This is a genomic window from Ottowia sp. (genome assembly GCF_047975795.1).
In the GTDB taxonomy this organism is placed as follows: Bacteria; Pseudomonadota; Gammaproteobacteria; order Burkholderiales; family Burkholderiaceae_C; genus Ottowia.
Genome location: NZ_JBKEEE010000097.1, coordinates 35,720 through 51,459, shown reverse-complemented (window position 1 = coordinate 51,459; position 15,740 = coordinate 35,720). Strand labels below are relative to the sequence as shown.

Sequence of the window (15,740 nt, the reverse complement as noted above, 5' to 3'; positions counted from 1 at the left end):
CCGGGCGGTCTGCTGCGTTGCAAATCCTCGCGATACCGCCAGGTATCGCTGCGGTTTGCGCCTTGCAGCCCATCCCGATCCGCATCCCACACCCCTCACGCTGAGACTTTGAACACGCTCTTAGCCCAGTCGCACCAGCAACCCTGCCAGGGCATGCGCCACCGTCTGGGCACGCACGGCGGCGCGGTCGCCTTCAAAGCGCTGCACTTGGCTGGTAATGGCATCGCCCACACACCAGCCGAACCACACGGTGCCCACCGGTTTATCAGCACTGCCACCGGCAGGCCCGGCCACGCCCGTCACGGCCAGGCTGCATGTTGCGTGCGATCGCTGCACTGCGCCATATGCCATAGCGCGTGCCACCGGCTCACTGACTGCGCCGTGGGTGGCAATCAGCTCGGGCAGCACGCCCAGCAGTTCAGATTTGGCGGCGTTGCTGTAGGTGACCAGGCCGCGCTCGAACCACACGGACGACCCCGCCAGATCCGTGCAGGCGACGGCAATCAGCCCGCCGGTGCAGCTTTCAGCCGTGGCCATTTGCCAGTGCAGCGCGGTCAAGCGGGTTGCGACTTTCTGAGTCAAATCGGTTGTTTGCGCCCGTGCAAACTGCGTCAAAAGCTCACTTTGTTGTCGCATGCATGTTCACCATGTACGCCACAGTGCCATGACCAGCAGTGTGCAGAAAGCGGCTACCACGTCGTCCAGCACGATGCCGAAGCCGCCGCGCCAGCCGCGTGCGCCGTGCAGCCAGCGGTCGGCCCAGCCCACGGGGCCGGGTTTGGCGGCGTCAAAAAACCGGAACAGCGCAAACGCCACGCACTGCGCCCACCACCCGGCGGGCAGCACCAACCACAGCACGGCCCAGAAGGCGACGATCTCATCCACCACGATGGCGCTGGGGTCGGCCGTGCGCAGGTGGCGCGCGGTGACGGTGCTGGCCCACCAGGCGATGGGCAGCGATACGGCCAGCAGCCCGCCCAGTTGCGCCGCGTTCAGCCACTGGCTGAGCAGCCCCCACGTCAGCCAGGCCCACAGCGTGCCCACGGTGCCCGGCGCGATGGGCGACAGGCCGCTGCCAAAGCCCAGCGCCACCCAGTGCGCCGGATGGCTGCGCATGAAGCGCGCGCTGGGGCGCACCGCGCCTGCGGCGGCAGGCCCGTTGCCATGGTGGGCATTGCTGTGCGATGAAGTCGGCCCAAGCGGCTCCAGTCGTGTGGGTTGTGCACTGGTTGAAGCGCTTGCGGGCGACGCGTCTTCGTCCGGCCGCAGCGGCCTGGACTGCACGTCGCTCACGTTGTCGCGCGGGATGTCGGCCAGGCTCACAGGGGTGGGCTTATCGGGGTGGGCGGGAGCCGGTCAGCGGTTGTCGATCAGGCTGGCGTCTTTGGGCCAAGTGATGACGTGGTCGGCCGTCAGGCGCTGGGTGGCTCCGGCGGCCAGCGCTTGCTGCCACAGCACGGTACCGGGCTGGTCGTTCCATTTTTCGGTTTCGGGCTTGGGCTGGTAGCTGGACTGCACCTTTACCTCGTCGTTTTGAGGCACCGGGGCGGCGTCCAGCACTTGCAAGGTGATGGCTTCTTTGTGGCGATTTTCCACCACGAAGATGTGGCCTACGCGGCGTTCGCGGCGGCTGCCGATAAAGCCGCCCGTGCCATCGGTGCGCGCGGGCTGCTCGGTGCGCACCGTGACACGCTCGTCGCGGCCAAAGCTTAAGCCCTGGCGGGGCAGCAGCGTGGTGTCCAGTCGGCCATGGCCCACGTAAGCACCATCGCGGTACAGGCTGATGCTGCCCACCGGCCACACGCCGGGTGGCGCGGCCATGTCGGCCACCAAAAAGACGCTGGCGTCGCTGGCGGGCGTGGTGCGGGTCAGCAATTTGGCGCCTAGCACCTGCTCACCCAGCGACAGCGTGACGCGCTGGCCGTTGGACGGCACGCTGATGCGTTGGGGCACCACGAACTGGGTGGCAAAGCTGCCCTCGAACACGCTGACGTCGAAGTTGGGCATGTCGGGTTCAGCCGGAGCGTCGGCCCCGGCGGCTGCGACTTTCGAGCGCTCCAGCGCAGCAGGGGCAGGTGCCATCATGGGTGCGGCTTCTGCCAGCACCGGCACGTTGTTGGGCGACATCATGTCCACACGCCACGGGCTGGGCAGCGGCCCTTGCGTGGCTGCGCCGGGCTGGCCAGTGGACAGGGTGATTTGCGCGTCAGTCCAGTCCTCGCCGGTGTTTTGCGCCACCTGGGCCTGGCGTTCCAGCCGCACTTTGCGTGCGGCGCTGTCCAGCGTGGCGCGGTAGCTGGGCTGCCAACTGGGGCCGCGCACCTGGTACGACAGGCGCAGCTCGCCGCCTTGCGGTGCGGCCAGGTTGATGTGCACCACGCTGACGTGTCCGCGCGCGCCACCGGCGCGGTCGCGTTCGGCTTTCAGGGGCTTGAGTTCCATCTCCAGCACTTCGCGCTCGCGCTGAATTTGGTGCGCGCGCGTCAGCGGGGCCTTGGCGTTTTGGCGCAGCGCCTCTACTGTGGCGCTGATCTGTGCGGGCGTGCTTGCGCCGCCCCGGCCTGCACTGTCTTTTTCAGCGCCGCTAAAGCTGTTCAGGTAACCCAGCGCGTAGCCAATGCCTGCCTGCTCGGCTTGCAGCGTGGCGATCTGGTCTTCAATGCCTTTGATGCGATCTTCCAGCGGGCTGACGCAGGCTTTGCCCAGCAGCTCGCGCGCTTGCTGGCGTACGGCAATGTCGCCCACGCGGATACCTGCATCGCTGGCCACTTGCAGGCTTTGCGCATCCAGCCCCGCCGGCAGGCAGGCAAAGGTGGCCTGGCGCGCGCCAGCAGCCAGCCGCAGCGTGCGCTCTACCGTGGCGCTGCCGGGGTAGACGGTGACGCGCGCCAGGCGTGAAGCGTCGACATTGGCCGCGCCAGACGGCGTTGGCTGCGACCAGGCTGCGGGGGGCCAGGCTGCTGCCGCAGCGGCCAGGGTCAATACCCCAACGCCTGCAATGCGAACAATGGCGGACGGGTGTTTGCGGGCAGGTTTTTTCATGGGTCTGGTTGGTCAAAAGAAAAGCTTGTGGATGCCGCGCATGGTAGCAGTCGACGCCGTCGGACATGGTGGCATGACCAGCTCGCCAGGAATCTAAAGTTTAGAAGCCAAAACATGCTTTTGTGCTTATTTATAAAGCGAAGTGTGCTATTGATTTTGAATAAATTGGTGTCCAAAGTATTGGCCTTCAACGATCAGTCTTCATCGTGCCGATGCTTGGCCCATTTGGCATGAATGGCGTCAGCGATGGAAAGCGCGCGTGGGCCAGGGTGCAGGGTAAACCGCTCGCCAGCGGCCAGCGTGCCGGGCTGTTCTGCGGCCAGATAAAAACCGCAACGGGCTTGGCGCACCATCTGCTTGCCTGCGGCGGCAAAGCCCATCACGGCAGCCAGCTTGAAGCACGGCTCGCGCGGGCCAGTCACGCGCAGCACGCAGTGGGGAAAATGCAGCATATCGCCCACCCACACGTGGCCCTCCAGAAGATCGGTAACCCCCAAGTTTTCGCCCACAAAACCAGGAGGCAGCACTTCACCTGGCGGTGCAAGGCCGCGTGCGGCACGCTCGGCCTGCCAAAACGCCATGTGCTCCACAGGGTAGGCGTACACCGCTTTGTGCAAGCCGCCGTGCACGCTCAAATCCACCTGCTCGTCGCCCGCCAGACCCAGCGCGCCTACGGCCACTGGCCCGGTGACTTGCCGCTTGGCAATGCCCGACAGTACTGTGCGTCCCGCAATTGTCAGCGGCTGTGCTGCTCCCACGCAGACGTGGCGTATCTGGCCGGACAGGGCGGGGGTCATGTGGCGCAGCAGGCTTTATGCGGCCATCAACGCTTCAATGGCGTCCGCCTCCACGGGAACGCCGCGCGTGATCAGCTCGCAGCCGTCAAAACGCGGATCGGCGGTGACCACGGCATCGTCTTCGATGCGAATGCCGATGTTGTGGAATGCGGCGGGCACGTCATCGGCGGCGCGCAGGTAAATGCCCGGCTCGATGGTCAGCACCATGCCGGGGCGCAGGATGCGGGCGGGGCGGTCTTGAATGGTTTCGCCCGACAGCGGGTCGCGCCGCTCGCTCACCTGGCCCAGCTCGCCCGGCTCGACATAGCTGCCGCAGTCGTGCACGTCCATGCCCAGCCAGTGGCCGGTGCGGTGCATGTAAAAGCGGAAGTAGGCTCGGCTGGCGATCACGTCATCCACGTTGCCCACTTGGGTTTTGTCGAGCAGGCCCAAATCCAGCATGCCTTGCGCCAGCACGCGCACTGTGGCCTCGTGCGGTGCGGTAAAGCGCGCGCCGGGCCGTGTGGCCGCAATCGCCGCCTGCTGGCTGGCCAGCACCAGTTGGTACAGATCGCGCTGCGGACCGGTAAAGCGGCCATTGGCGGGAAAGGTGCGGGTGATGTCGGCGGCATAGCCATGCAGCTCGCACCCGGCGTCGATCAGCACCAGATCGCCCGCCCGCACCGGTGCGGCATCGGCGCGGTAGTGCAGCACACAGGCGTTGGCCCCGGCGGCGACGATGCTGCCGTAGGCGGGAAACTCAGAGCCGTGTTGGCGAAATTCGTGCAGCAATTCGGCATCCAGGTGGTATTCGCGCACGTCTTCGCCCGCGCGCAGCATGCGGGCGCAGCGCTGCATGGCGCGCACGTGGGCGGCGGCGCTGATCTGCGCGGCGCGGCGCATGAGGTCCAGCTCGTGGGTGTCTTTCACCAAACGCATCTCGTCCAGCAGCGCGCACACGTCGCGCTGCGCCTCGGGCACCAGCGCGCCAAAGCGCGCACGGACGCGTACTTTTTGCAGCCAGCCATCGACCTGTGTTTCCAGCCCTGTGTGGGTGGCAAAGGGGTACCAGACGGTGCGGCGGTTTTCCAGCAGTTTGGGCAGGCGCTGATCCAGCTCGGCCACGCTGTGCGCTTCATCCACGCCCAGCGTGGCGGGCGCGGCCTCAGGCCCCAGGCGGATGCCGTCCCAAATCTCGCGCTCCAGGTCTTTGGGCTGGCAAAACAGTGTGCTGCGGCCATCGCTGGTCAGCACCAGCCAGGCGTGGGGTTCGGTAAAGCCCGTCAGGTAATAAAAATAGCTGTCGTGTCGATACGGGAAATCGCTGTCGCGGTTGCGCATATGCACCGGTGCGGTGGGGATCAGGGCCACGCCGCCTTCGCCCAACTGGGCGGCCAGGCGGGCGCGGCGGGCGGCGTAATTGGCGATTGGCATGGCTGTGGATGCTGCGGCGTGGGGGCGATCGTTGATGACCGCACTGTACGGGATGGGTATGGCGCGGTTGATGTGGACTTAGCGATGCAGGGCGCTTTATTTCAGCCAGCCCCGCCGCCGGAAGTACCACATGGGTACCAGCGCGCTGGCCACCATCAGGCCCAGTGCCCAGGCGTAACCGTATTGCCATTGCAACTCGGGCATGAAGCGGAAGTTCATGCCGTACAGGCTGGCCACCAGCGTGGGTGGCAGCAGGGCCACGCTGGCCACCGAGAACAGCTTGATGATTTTGTTCTGGTTGATGTTGATGAAGCCCACGGTGGCGTCCATCAGGAAGTTGATCTTCTCGAACAAGAAGGCGGTGTGGCTGTCCAGCGAGTCAATGTCGCGCACGATCTGGCGTGCTTCTTCAAACTGCTCGGCGTCCAGCATTTTGCTGCGCATCAAAAAGCTGACCGCGCGCCGTGTGTCCATCACGTTACGGCGGATGCGACCGTTCAAGTCTTCTTGCCGGGCGATGGCGGCCAGCACGTCGCTGGCGGCTGAGTCGTCCACGTTGCCGTCCAGCACTTTTTTGCTGGCCGCTTCCAGCTCGTCGTAAATGCCTTCTAGCGTGTCGGCGCTGTACTCGGCATCGGCGTCGAACAGTTTGAGCAGCACCTCTTTGGCATCGGTCAGCAAGCCGGGCAGTCGCCGCGCGCGCATGCGCAGCAGGCGAAAGGCGGGCACTGTCTCGTCGTGGATCGAAAACAGCACGCCATGGCTGCGCAATTGTGCGTTGACCTGGTTCAGGATGAAGGCCACGCGCTCCTGGCGCGGCTCGTCTGGGTCGGCCACCAAAAAGTCGCAGCGAATGTGCAGCTCGCCGTTGTCTTCTTCGTAAAAGCGGGCCGACTCTTCAATGTCTTCGTCAATAGCGTCTTCAGGGATCGACAGGCCGTAATACTGCTTGATCCAGCGCTTTTCTTCTGGCGTGGGTTCTTCCAGATCGACCCAGATCGGGTGGAACTGCGACAGCTCTTCCAGCGATTCAATTTCTTCCTGGAACAGCCGCCCGTTGGACAGCGTGAAAACGTTGAGCATGAAAGATTCCCTGGGTTCAAAAAAGACCAACGCGGCGCTGCAGGTGAGGGGCTTGGCTTTCGGCCCCCCGCGCGCCAGCGGTTCCCAGGGAGGCGAAAGCTATCGACTTGGGACGGGTTCCAAAACGGGCTTTCGTAAAGTGGATGTAACGGGTGAATTATCGCACCAGGGGTTGGCCTTGCATGACAAAGCGCGCAGCGGCACGCGCCTGACCTTGTGCAGCGTATGGAATCGCGGTTGCCCCGGTTGATTTCGATGCCAATCCAGCGCATAGTGGGCTGGCGTGTCGGTTGTCGGGCCGCTTTTTGGTGGTCATCAACCGACGGTTTGGGCCGCTTGGTTTGAGCGGCCGATTTGTCCAAGAAGGAGCCTTTTGCCATGAACCTGACGATCAGCGGCCACCATCTCGAAGTCACGCCCGCGCTGCGCAGCTATGTGACCAGCAAGCTGGATCGAATTACCCGGCACTTCGATCAGTTGGTGGACGTGAAGGTTTTGCTGTCGGTTGAAAACCAGAAGGAGAAAGACCGGCGACAACGAGCTGAATGCCGCATCGGCGTCAAGGGATCGGACCTTTTTGCAGAAAGCAGCCATGAGGATTTGTACGCCGCCGTGGATGATCTGGTGGACAAGCTGGACCGGCAAGTGGTGCGCCACAAAGACAAGGTGCAATCACATGATCGTGCCGCTGCCAAGCATTTGATGTAATAATGCTTACAAACAACGAGCGAAGACCGTAGACTCCAGCTTCCAAGAGCCGCCCCGATCAACAAGTCGGGCGGCTTTCTTTTCGATCCTTGTTCTGCCTTGTATCCCATGCACTTTGTTGAACACTGTTTGGCTATCCACGAGATGACTGCTGCGTTTTCTTGATGCCTTGCCCAACGTGACAATTTAAGCGTGACAATTGCATACAAGGGCTGAAGCGGCATAAACTGGCACAAGTTCAGTGCTCGCCGCCATCGGGCACCATCAAGGCATAATTCCCGCACACTTATGAACCGTCTTGCCTCCATCCTTCCGGCATCGCAGGTGTTGGTCGGCGTTGACGCCACCAGCAAAAAGCGCGCTTTTGAAGAAGCCGGTCTGCTGTTTGAAAACCTGCACGGCTTGTCGCGAGCGCTGATCACCGACAGCCTTTTTGCACGAGAACGTTTGGGATCCACCGGCCTGGGGCATGGCGTGGCCATTCCGCATGGTCGCATCAAGGGGCTGAAAGCGCCCATGGCGGCGGTGATTCAACTGGCGCAACCGATTGGCTTTGATGCGCCAGACGAGCAACCCGTGGGGCTGTTGATCTTTTTGCTGGTGCCTGAGGCAGCCACGCAAAAGCATCTTGAAATCCTGTCCGAAATTGCCGAACTGCTGAGCGACTCAGCTTTGCGCGAACGTATCAAATCGGCCCCGTCAGTGGATGACCTGCACAGCCTGATCACCGACTGGCAGTCTGCGCAGGCGGCTTGAGAAGCAGCCGTGCCTTGCGCCTTGGCACATCAGCTTTCAACTGACAGCGCCTGATCTGCGGCCATGAAACCTTCAGCCATCAGCGCCGACGTTCTGTTTGAAGAACACCGGGCCGCCTTGCGTTGGCAGTGGGTGGCAGGCTTGGGGGCATCGGAGCGGCGTTTTGATGAGGTAGCAATTCGCGAGGCGCGCTCCAGCGCCGACCTGGTGGGTTACCTTAACTACATTCACCCTTATCGGCTGCAAATTCTGGGCGAGCGCGAAGTCGCTTACCTGAGCAACGCCGCGCCTGAAGACTGTGCGCGCCGCATCGCCCGCATCGTCACGCTGGAGCCGCCGGTGCTGGTGTTGTGCGACGGGCAGACCGCGCCTGAAGCGCTGGTGGCCATGTGCGAGCGCGCCCAGTTGCCCATGTTTGCCACGCAGGAGTCGGCGGCCTTCGTTATCGACGTGTTGCGCACCTATTTGTCCAAGCACTTTGCCGACCGCACCACCATGCACGGCGTGTTCATGGACATTCTGGGGCTGGGCGTGCTGATTACGGGCGAGTCAGGTTTGGGCAAGAGCGAGCTGGGGCTGGAGCTGATTTCGCGTGGCAACGGCCTGGTGGCCGACGATGCGGTGGATTTGTTTCGCGTCAACCAGACCACCATTGAAGGGCGCTGCCCCGAACTGCTGCAAAACCTGCTGGAAGTGCGCGGCATTGGCTTGCTCGACATTCGCACTATCTTTGGCGAAACCGCCGTGCGCAGGCGCATGCGCCAGCGCCTGATCGTGCACCTGGTGCGGCGTGAAACGCTGGAGCGCGATTACCAACGGCTGCCCTACGAGCCGCTGACCCAAGAAGTGCTGAGTGTGCCGATTCAAAAAGCAGTGATCCAGGTGGTGGCGGGCCGCAACATCGCCGTGCTGGTGGAAGCGGCGGTGCGCAACCACATCCTGCAATTGCGCGGCATTGACACTTATCAGGAATTTGTCGAACGCCATCGTCGGGCGATGGAGCAGCAAGGCAGCGCCTGAAACCTGCGCGGGCTAAATTAGGTTGCCCCAAGGGGCAGCGTTCCAGCCGCTTTGACTTCACCCAGCGAGAAGCTGGTGTGCAGGTCTTTCACGTTGGGCAACTGGATCAGCACCTCGCGCGCAAACTTGCTGAATTGCGCCAGATCGCGCCCCACCACTTGCAGCTCAAATGTGCCTGCGCCGCTGATGTAGTGGCAGCTGACGATCTCTGGTATGGCGCGAATGGCGTCTTCCAACTGGCGCAACTGGGCGGTGTTGATCTGGTCGGCGTCCAGTCGCACAAAGGCCAGCACGCCCAGGCCGATCTTGTGGCGATCGACCTCCGCGCGGTAGCCCAGGATGTAGCCAGCGGCTTCGAGCGCCCGCACGCGCCGCCAGCAAGGGGCTGCCGACAGGCCCACACGCTGCGCAAGCTCTGTGTTGGTCAAGCGGCCATTGGCTTGCAAATGCTGCAAGATGGCGCGGTCATAAGCATCAAGTGTTTCCATGATGGGCTAATTGTAGAAATTTTCTTTCTTTGATAAAGCCTTTGGCAGTATGCAAAGAAAGCACTTATCGCCCCATGCGGCCTACACTTTGCCTGGACAGCGGGCAAGCGATGTGGCACCGAAGGTGCCGCACGCCAACGCTGCCACCGGTTCACAAGACCGGCCTTACAGGAGACAAACACGATGAACGCCCCGCTGCCCGAGCACATCCGCCAGGCGCTGGAAACAGTGACTCTGGACGACAAGTACAGCCTGGAACATGGCCGCGCCTTCATGAGCGGCATTCAGGCCCTGGTCAAATTGCCCATGCTGCAACGCCAGCGTGACGCACTGGTTGGTCAAAACACAGCGGGCTTTGTCAGCGGCTACCGCGGCTCGCCACTGGGCGGCTACGACCAGGCGCTGTGGGCGGCGCGCCAGCATCTGGAAAAACAGCACATCGTCTTTCAGCCTGGCGTCAATGAAGAGCTGGCCGCCACCGCCGTGTGGGGCACGCAGCAACTGGGCTTTGCGCCGCCGGGCAGCAATCGCTTTGATGGCGTATTCGGCATCTGGTACGGCAAGGGGCCAGGCGTAGACCGTTGCTCGGACGTGTTCAAACACGCCAACATGGCGGGCACCACCGCCTGGGGCGGCGTGATCGCCATCGCAGGCGACGACCACGTGGCCAAGAGCAGCACCGCTGCGCACCAGAGCGACCACATTTTCAAAGCCTGCGGGCTGCCGGTGTTCTTTCCGGCCAGCGTGCAGGAGATTCTGGATTTCGGCATCCACGGCTTTGCCATGAGCCGCTATGCCGGCGTGTGGACCAGCATGAAGACGATTCAGGAGGTGGTCGAGTCCAGCGCCACCGCGCTGATCGACCCCGAGCGGGTGCAAATCCAATTGCCCACCGACTTCGAGATGCCGCCCGGTGGTGTGCACATCCGCTGGCCTGACGCCGCGCTGCCGCAGGAAGAGCGCCTGTTCAACACCAAGTGGTACGCCGCACTGGCGTACGTGCGCGCCAACCGGCTGAACTACAACGTCATCGCCGGGCCGGATGACCGACTGGGCATCATTGCCAGCGGCAAGGCTTACAACGACACCCGTCAGACGCTGCTGGATCTGGGGCTGGACGAGGCCGCCTGCCGCCAGTTGGGCATTCGCCTGCACAAAGTGGGCGTGGTGTGGCCGCTGGAAGCGCAAAGCACACGCGAATTTGCCTCTGGCCTGCGCGAAATTCTGGTGGTGGAAGAAAAGCGCCAGGTGATCGAATACCAACTGAAGGAAGAGCTGTACAACTGGCGCGCCGACGTGCGCCCCAACGTGGTGGGCAAGTACCACGAGATTGACGGTGACCATTCCGGCGGCGAATGGTCGCACGCCAACCCCACGGCCAACACCTTGCTGCGCGCCACCGCCGATTTGACGCCCGCGCTGATCGCTCGCGCCATTGCCCAGCGCCTGATCAAGCTGGGCCTGAGCGTCGAGATGCAGGCGCGCATCGACCGCCAGTTGGTGGTGCTGGATGCTGCCGACCACACCATGCAGGTGCTGCAAAAGGCGGGCACAGGGGTTGAGCGCCAACCCTGGTTTTGCTCCGGCTGCCCGCACAACACCAGCACCCGCGTGCCTGAAGGCTCGCGCGCCATGGCTGGCATCGGCTGCCACTTCATGACCATCTGGATGGACCGCAGCACCGTGGGCTTTACCCAGATGGGCGGCGAGGGCGTGCCCTGGGTCGGCCAGCAGCCCTTCAGCAACGAACAGCACGTGTTCGCCAACCTGGGTGACGGTACTTACTTCCACAGTGGCACGCTGGCCGTGCGTCAAAGCATCGCGGCCGGTGCCAACATCACCTACAAAATTCTCTACAACGACGCCGTGGCCATGACCGGTGGCCAGCAGATCGGCGAGCGGCCCGAAGGGCTGTCGGTGGTGCAGATTGCGCAGAACATGCGCGCTGAAGGTGCGGCCAAAATTATCATCGTCACCGACGAACCCGAGAAATACGACGGCGCGCGTGCCAAGGGCTTGCCCGGCGGCATCGAGGTGCAGCACCGGGACAAGCTGGACGCCATCCAGCGCCAGTTCCGCGAAATCAAAGGCACCACCGTCATCATCTACGACCAGACCTGCGCGACGGAGAAGCGCCGCCGTCGCAAGCGCGGCACCATGATCGACCCGGCCAAACGGGTGGTCATCAACGATCTGGTGTGCGAAGGCTGCGGCGATTGCAGCGTGCAAAGCAACTGCCTGAGCGTGGAGCCGCTGGAGACCGAGTTTGGCCGCAAGCGCACCATCAACCAGAGCACCTGCAACAAGGACATGAGCTGCCTGAAGGGTTTTTGCCCCAGCTTCGTCACCGTCGAAGGCGGGCAGCTCAAGAAAAAAAGCAAGTCAGCCGCCAAGGCGTCGCCGTTTCAGCTGGGTGCTTTGCCCGAACCTGAGTTTCTGCAACCCGCAGAAGGCAGCGCCTGGGGTATTGTGGTCGCAGGCGTGGGCGGCACCGGCGTCATCACCATCGGGCAGTTGCTGGGCGTGGCCGCGCACATCGAGGGCAAGGGCATCGTCACGCAAGACGCGGCGGGCCTGGCGCAAAAAGGCGGTGCGACCTGGAGCCACGTGCTGATTGGTGCCACGCAGGACGACATCCGCACCACGCGCGTGGGCATGGCCTCGGCCGATTTGATCATTGGCTGTGACCCCATCGTCGCTGCGCACAAAGAAACCGTGCTGCGCATGCGCGAGGGCCGCACCCACGTGGCGCTGAACAGCCACGCCACGCCCACCGCCGCTTTCGTCAAAAACAGCGGCTGGCAGAACCCGGCCGAGCGCTGCGCCGCCGACATCGCCCGTGCGGTGGGCGGCGGCGGACTGGGCATTTTTGATGCCGATGCCGTGGCGGCCAAACTGATGGGTGACACCATCTACGTCAACCCCATGCTGCTGGGCTACGCTTGGCAGCGCGGCTGGGTGCCGTTGACGCTGGCTTCGTTGCAACGTGCGATGGAGCTGAACAATGTGCAGGTCGACAACAACAAGGCCGCCTTTGAATGGGGTCGCCAGGCCGCGCACGACTGGACGCGGGTCGAGCAAGCCTTGGCCAGTGCAGGTGGTGCGCAGGTGATGGAGTTCAAGCCGCGCGAGACGCTGGCGCAGCTGATCGCGCGCCGCGTGGAATTTCTCACCGGCTACCAGAACACCGCTTACGCCGAAACCTACCGCGCCTTCGTGCAACAGGTCCAGCAGGCTGAAAGCGTACTGGGCAAAACCACCTTGAGCGAGGCGGTGGCGCGTGGCTTATTCAAGCTGATGGCCTATAAAGATGAATATGAAGTGGCACGCCTGCACAGCGACCCGGCGTTCATCCAGCGCATTGAAGGCATGTTTGAAGGCGACTACACGCTCAACTTCCATTTGGCCCCGCCCATGACGGCCGACCGCAATGAACGTGGCGAGCTGGTCAAGAAGAAGTACGGCCCCGGCATGCTGCGCCACTTCCGCCTGCTGGCCCGGCTGAAAGGCTTGCGCGGTGGCCCGCTGGACATCTTTGGCTACGCCGACGAACGCCGTACCGAGCGCGCGCTGATCGTCGAATACCGTACTTGCGTCGAAGGGCTGCTGAAGTCGCTCAACGCCGATAACCACGCCCTGGCAGTCGACATCGCCCGCATTCCTGAGCAGATCAAGGGTTATGGCCACGTGAAAGAACACCACCTGAAAGCCGCGCGCACGCGCTGGACAGAGTTGATGAAACAGTGGCAGCAGCCTGGTGTCTCTACATCGACCGACCGACGAACGGCTTAATTTCCGAAGTGTTTCCCGCTATTGGCGCTTGTACGCTAAGCGGCAAATGCTATCAAATTTACAGCGAAAACAGATCGGCCAAGGAGCTTGGTCTGTAAAGCGCTCCTGAGTCTGTCGCAGGATCAGCGGTGTGACGGGGCAAAATGGCCCGCCGCATACAATAGTTGGTTATTTTGCGGACATGAGGCCGCACCAATATTGCTGATCCACCGTCCGCTCAGGCGTTCGCTGGCAGGTGGCGCTTAGTCAGAGTGCCCGGCGATGCCCGCCCACCCTCTTGTCAGGAGTCTTTTGTCGTGTTTATTTCTGAAGCTTTTGCCCAAACCGCCCCTGCTGCCGCCAATGGCGGGCAGGGTTCTATCCTGCAAAGCCTGATGCTGCCGGCGATGCTGCTGGTGGTGATGTACTTCATCATGATCCGCCCGCAGATGAAAAAGCAAAAAGAACACCGCACCATGATGGATGCGCTGGCCAAAGGCGATGAAGTCGTGACAGCGGGTGGTTTGATGGGCAAGGTGACTTCGCTGTCCGAAAATGCCATTGGTGTGCAGATTGCCAACGGCGTCGAGGTGCAAATGCAGCGCAGCGCCGTGGTGCAGGTGCTGCCCAAAGGAACCATCAAATAAATCGTCTGCGTTCACAGTTAACGGGGTGGATGCATCCGCACCCTGCTGACAACGCTTGAAGTTCAGCGCGAGCACGCTGGCTGTGCCTTTGGACGCTTTTAACTGCCTGAAACCATGAACCGCTATCCGATCTGGAAATACGCGATCCTTGTCATCACGCTGCTGGTGGCTTTGCTCTACACCTTGCCCAACTTGTTCAGCGAGGCCCCTGCGGTGCAGGTGTCCAGCATCAAGGTCACCAGCAAGGTGGATGCCAGCACGCTCACGCGCGTGGAACAGGCGCTGAAAGAAGCGGGTCTGGCACCCACGCGGCTGGCGCTGGAGGGCACGTCGGTATTGGCGCGCTTTGAAACCCCCGACGAGCAGATCAAGGCCAAGGATGCGATCGAGACGGCAGTCAATCCGGATGCGGCCGATCCGGGCTACGTAGTGGCGCTGAATCTGGTGTCGCGCTCGCCCGCCTGGTTGACGGCGCTGAGTGCCAAGCCCATGTATCTGGGACTGGATTTGCGCGGCGGCGTGCACTTCATGCTGCAAGTGGACATGCGTGCGGCCATCACCAAGCGGCTGGACAGCATGGCCAGCGATTTGCGGGTGGAGCTGCGCAATAAAAATGTGCGTCACGGCGGTGTCTCGCGCGAGGGTAATACGATTGAAGTGCGTTCGCGCGATGCCGCAACGCTGGACGCAGCACGCCGGGTGATGGCCGATACCCAGCCCGATCTGGACATGGTCGAGCCTGCCGCAGGCAGCGACCTTAAGCTGGTGGCCAGCTTCAAGCCGCAGGCGTTGCTGCAAGTGCAAAACGAGGCCGTCAAACAAAACATCACCACACTGCACAACAGAGTGAACGAGCTGGGTGTGTCCGAGCCGGTGATTCAGCAGCAAGGCGCTGACCGCGTGGTGGTGCAGTTGCCCGGCGTGCAAGACACGGCCAAGGCCAAAGATATTCTGGGCCGTACAGCCACGCTGGAGCTGCGCCTGGTGGACGAGAGCGCCGAAGGCCACGCCGCCGAGGCGGGCACCGGGCCGGTGCCCTTTGGTTCAGAAAAGTTTTTGCAGCGCGACGGCCGTGCGGTGATTGTCAAGCGCCAGGTGGTGCTGACCGGCGATAGCCTGACTGATGCACAGCCTGGGTTTGATTCGCAGGACAACCAGCCCAAGGTAGATCTGACGGTCGATTCCAAGGGCGGCTCGGTGATGAAGCAGGTCAGCAGCGAAAACCTGAAAAAGCGCATGGCCATCATCTTGTTTGAAAAAGGCAAAGGTGAGGCACTGACGGCGCCAGTGATCCAGTCGGAATTGAGTAATCGCTTTCAGATCTCTGGCTCCATGACCATCACCGAAGCCAATGACCTGGCCTTGCTGTTGCGCGCGGGTTCATTGGCCGCGCCGATGGACATCATTGAAGAGCGCACCATTGGCCCCAGCCTGGGTAAAGAGAACATCGACAAAGGCTTTCAGAGTGTGACCTGGGGCTTTGTGGCGATTTGTGTGTTCATGTGCGTGTACTACGCCATGTTTGGCGCGTTTTCCAGCCTGGCGCTGGGTTTCAACCTGCTGTTGCTGGTGGCCATCTTGTCCATGCTGCAAGCCACGCTGACGCTACCCGGCATGGCTGCCATGGCGCTGGCGCTGGGCATGGCGATTGACGCCAACGTGCTGATCAATGAACGCATCCGCGAAGAGCTGCGCAATGGTGCATCGCCGCAGGCGGCCATTAATTCGGGTTACGACCGGGCGTGGTCGACCATTCTGGACTCCAACGTCACCTCGCTGATTGCGGGCTTGGCTTTGCTGGCTTTTGGCTCCGGCCCGGTGCGCGGTTTTGCCGTGGTGCACTGCATCGGTATCTTGACCTCCATGTTCTCGGCGGTGTTTTTCTCGCGCGGGTTGGTCAACTTCTGGTATGGCCGCCAGAAAAAGCTCAAGACGGTGTCGATTGGCACGGTGTGGCGGCCGGACAGCGGCACGGGCGCTTTACAGCAACGCCCCAGCCCCGACGCCTGATGCGC

At 62.6% G+C, this 15,740-nt stretch carries 13 protein-coding genes; 6 read left to right on the top strand and 7 right to left on the bottom strand.

Annotation, left to right across the window (positions count from 1 at the left end):
- Positions 1–120 precede the first annotated feature (120 nt).
- The 6 genes from ACK5NW_RS14895 to corA all read right to left on the bottom strand — a co-directional run bounded on the left by ACK5NW_RS14895 (position 121) and on the right by corA (position 6,335).
- The gene (locus ACK5NW_RS14895; protein WP_416929454.1) at positions 121–636 is read right to left on the bottom strand and encodes a CinA family protein; all 516 of its coding nucleotides are present in this window, start codon (positions 634–636) and stop codon (positions 121–123) included.
- Between the two features lie 6 nt (positions 637–642).
- A complete protein-coding gene (locus ACK5NW_RS14890) occupies positions 643–1,116 on the bottom strand; it encodes a phosphatidylglycerophosphatase A (RefSeq protein ID WP_416929460.1) in 474 nt (157 codons plus the stop codon).
- Between the two features lie 240 nt (positions 1,117–1,356).
- Positions 1,357–3,042 (bottom strand): DUF4139 domain-containing protein, encoded by a 1,686-nt coding sequence (locus tag ACK5NW_RS14885; protein ID WP_416929452.1) that lies wholly within the window; start codon positions 3,040–3,042, stop codon positions 1,357–1,359.
- A gap of 194 nt (positions 3,043–3,236) precedes the next feature.
- Positions 3,237–3,839 carry an MOSC domain-containing protein gene (locus tag ACK5NW_RS14880; protein ID WP_416929450.1) on the bottom strand — a complete coding sequence of 201 codons (603 nt, stop codon included), beginning with the start codon at positions 3,837–3,839 and terminating at the stop codon, positions 3,237–3,239.
- Between the two features lie 15 nt (positions 3,840–3,854).
- Entirely contained in the window at positions 3,855–5,252 is a 1,398-nt protein-coding gene (locus ACK5NW_RS14875) for an aminopeptidase P N-terminal domain-containing protein (protein ID WP_416929448.1), read from the bottom strand.
- Positions 5,253–5,348: 96 nt separating this feature from the next.
- A complete protein-coding gene (gene corA, locus ACK5NW_RS14870; protein WP_416929446.1) occupies positions 5,349–6,335 on the bottom strand; it encodes a magnesium/cobalt transporter CorA in 987 nt (328 codons plus the stop codon).
- 378 nt (positions 6,336–6,713) lie between these two features.
- On the opposite strand from corA, the gene hpf reads away from it, so the two are divergent.
- From hpf to hprK, 3 genes are all read left to right on the top strand, one after another.
- The gene (gene hpf, locus ACK5NW_RS14865) at positions 6,714–7,043 is read left to right on the top strand and encodes a ribosome hibernation-promoting factor, HPF/YfiA family (protein WP_416929444.1); all 330 of its coding nucleotides are present in this window, start codon (positions 6,714–6,716) and stop codon (positions 7,041–7,043) included.
- Positions 7,044–7,331: 288 nt separating this feature from the next.
- Positions 7,332–7,799, top strand: coding sequence for a PTS sugar transporter subunit IIA (locus ACK5NW_RS14860; RefSeq protein WP_416929442.1), 468 nt, complete (start codon positions 7,332–7,334; stop codon positions 7,797–7,799).
- A gap of 63 nt (positions 7,800–7,862) precedes the next feature.
- On the top strand, positions 7,863–8,819 hold the full coding sequence (gene hprK, locus ACK5NW_RS14855; RefSeq protein WP_416929440.1) for an HPr(Ser) kinase/phosphatase: 957 nt from the start codon (positions 7,863–7,865) through the stop codon (positions 8,817–8,819).
- A 17-nt stretch (positions 8,820–8,836) separates the two neighbouring features.
- Here the strand turns inward: hprK and ACK5NW_RS14850 are convergent, their stop codons facing one another.
- Complete coding sequence (locus ACK5NW_RS14850; RefSeq protein ID WP_416929438.1) at positions 8,837–9,307, bottom strand: Lrp/AsnC family transcriptional regulator; 471 nt, start codon at positions 9,305–9,307, stop codon at positions 8,837–8,839.
- Positions 9,308–9,490: 183 nt separating this feature from the next.
- Between ACK5NW_RS14850 and ACK5NW_RS14845 the strand changes: the two genes are divergently transcribed.
- The 3 genes from ACK5NW_RS14845 (at position 9,491) to secD (ending at position 15,735) form a co-directional block, all read left to right on the top strand.
- Positions 9,491–13,099, top strand: coding sequence for an indolepyruvate ferredoxin oxidoreductase family protein (locus ACK5NW_RS14845; RefSeq protein WP_416929436.1), 3,609 nt, complete (start codon positions 9,491–9,493; stop codon positions 13,097–13,099).
- A 296-nt stretch (positions 13,100–13,395) separates the two neighbouring features.
- On the top strand, positions 13,396–13,725 hold the full coding sequence (gene yajC, locus ACK5NW_RS14840; RefSeq protein ID WP_416929434.1) for a preprotein translocase subunit YajC: 330 nt from the start codon (positions 13,396–13,398) through the stop codon (positions 13,723–13,725).
- A 114-nt stretch (positions 13,726–13,839) separates the two neighbouring features.
- On the top strand, positions 13,840–15,735 hold the full coding sequence (gene secD / locus ACK5NW_RS14835) for a protein translocase subunit SecD (protein ID WP_416929432.1): 1,896 nt from the start codon (positions 13,840–13,842) through the stop codon (positions 15,733–15,735).
- The last annotated feature ends 5 nt before the right edge of the window (positions 15,736–15,740 follow it).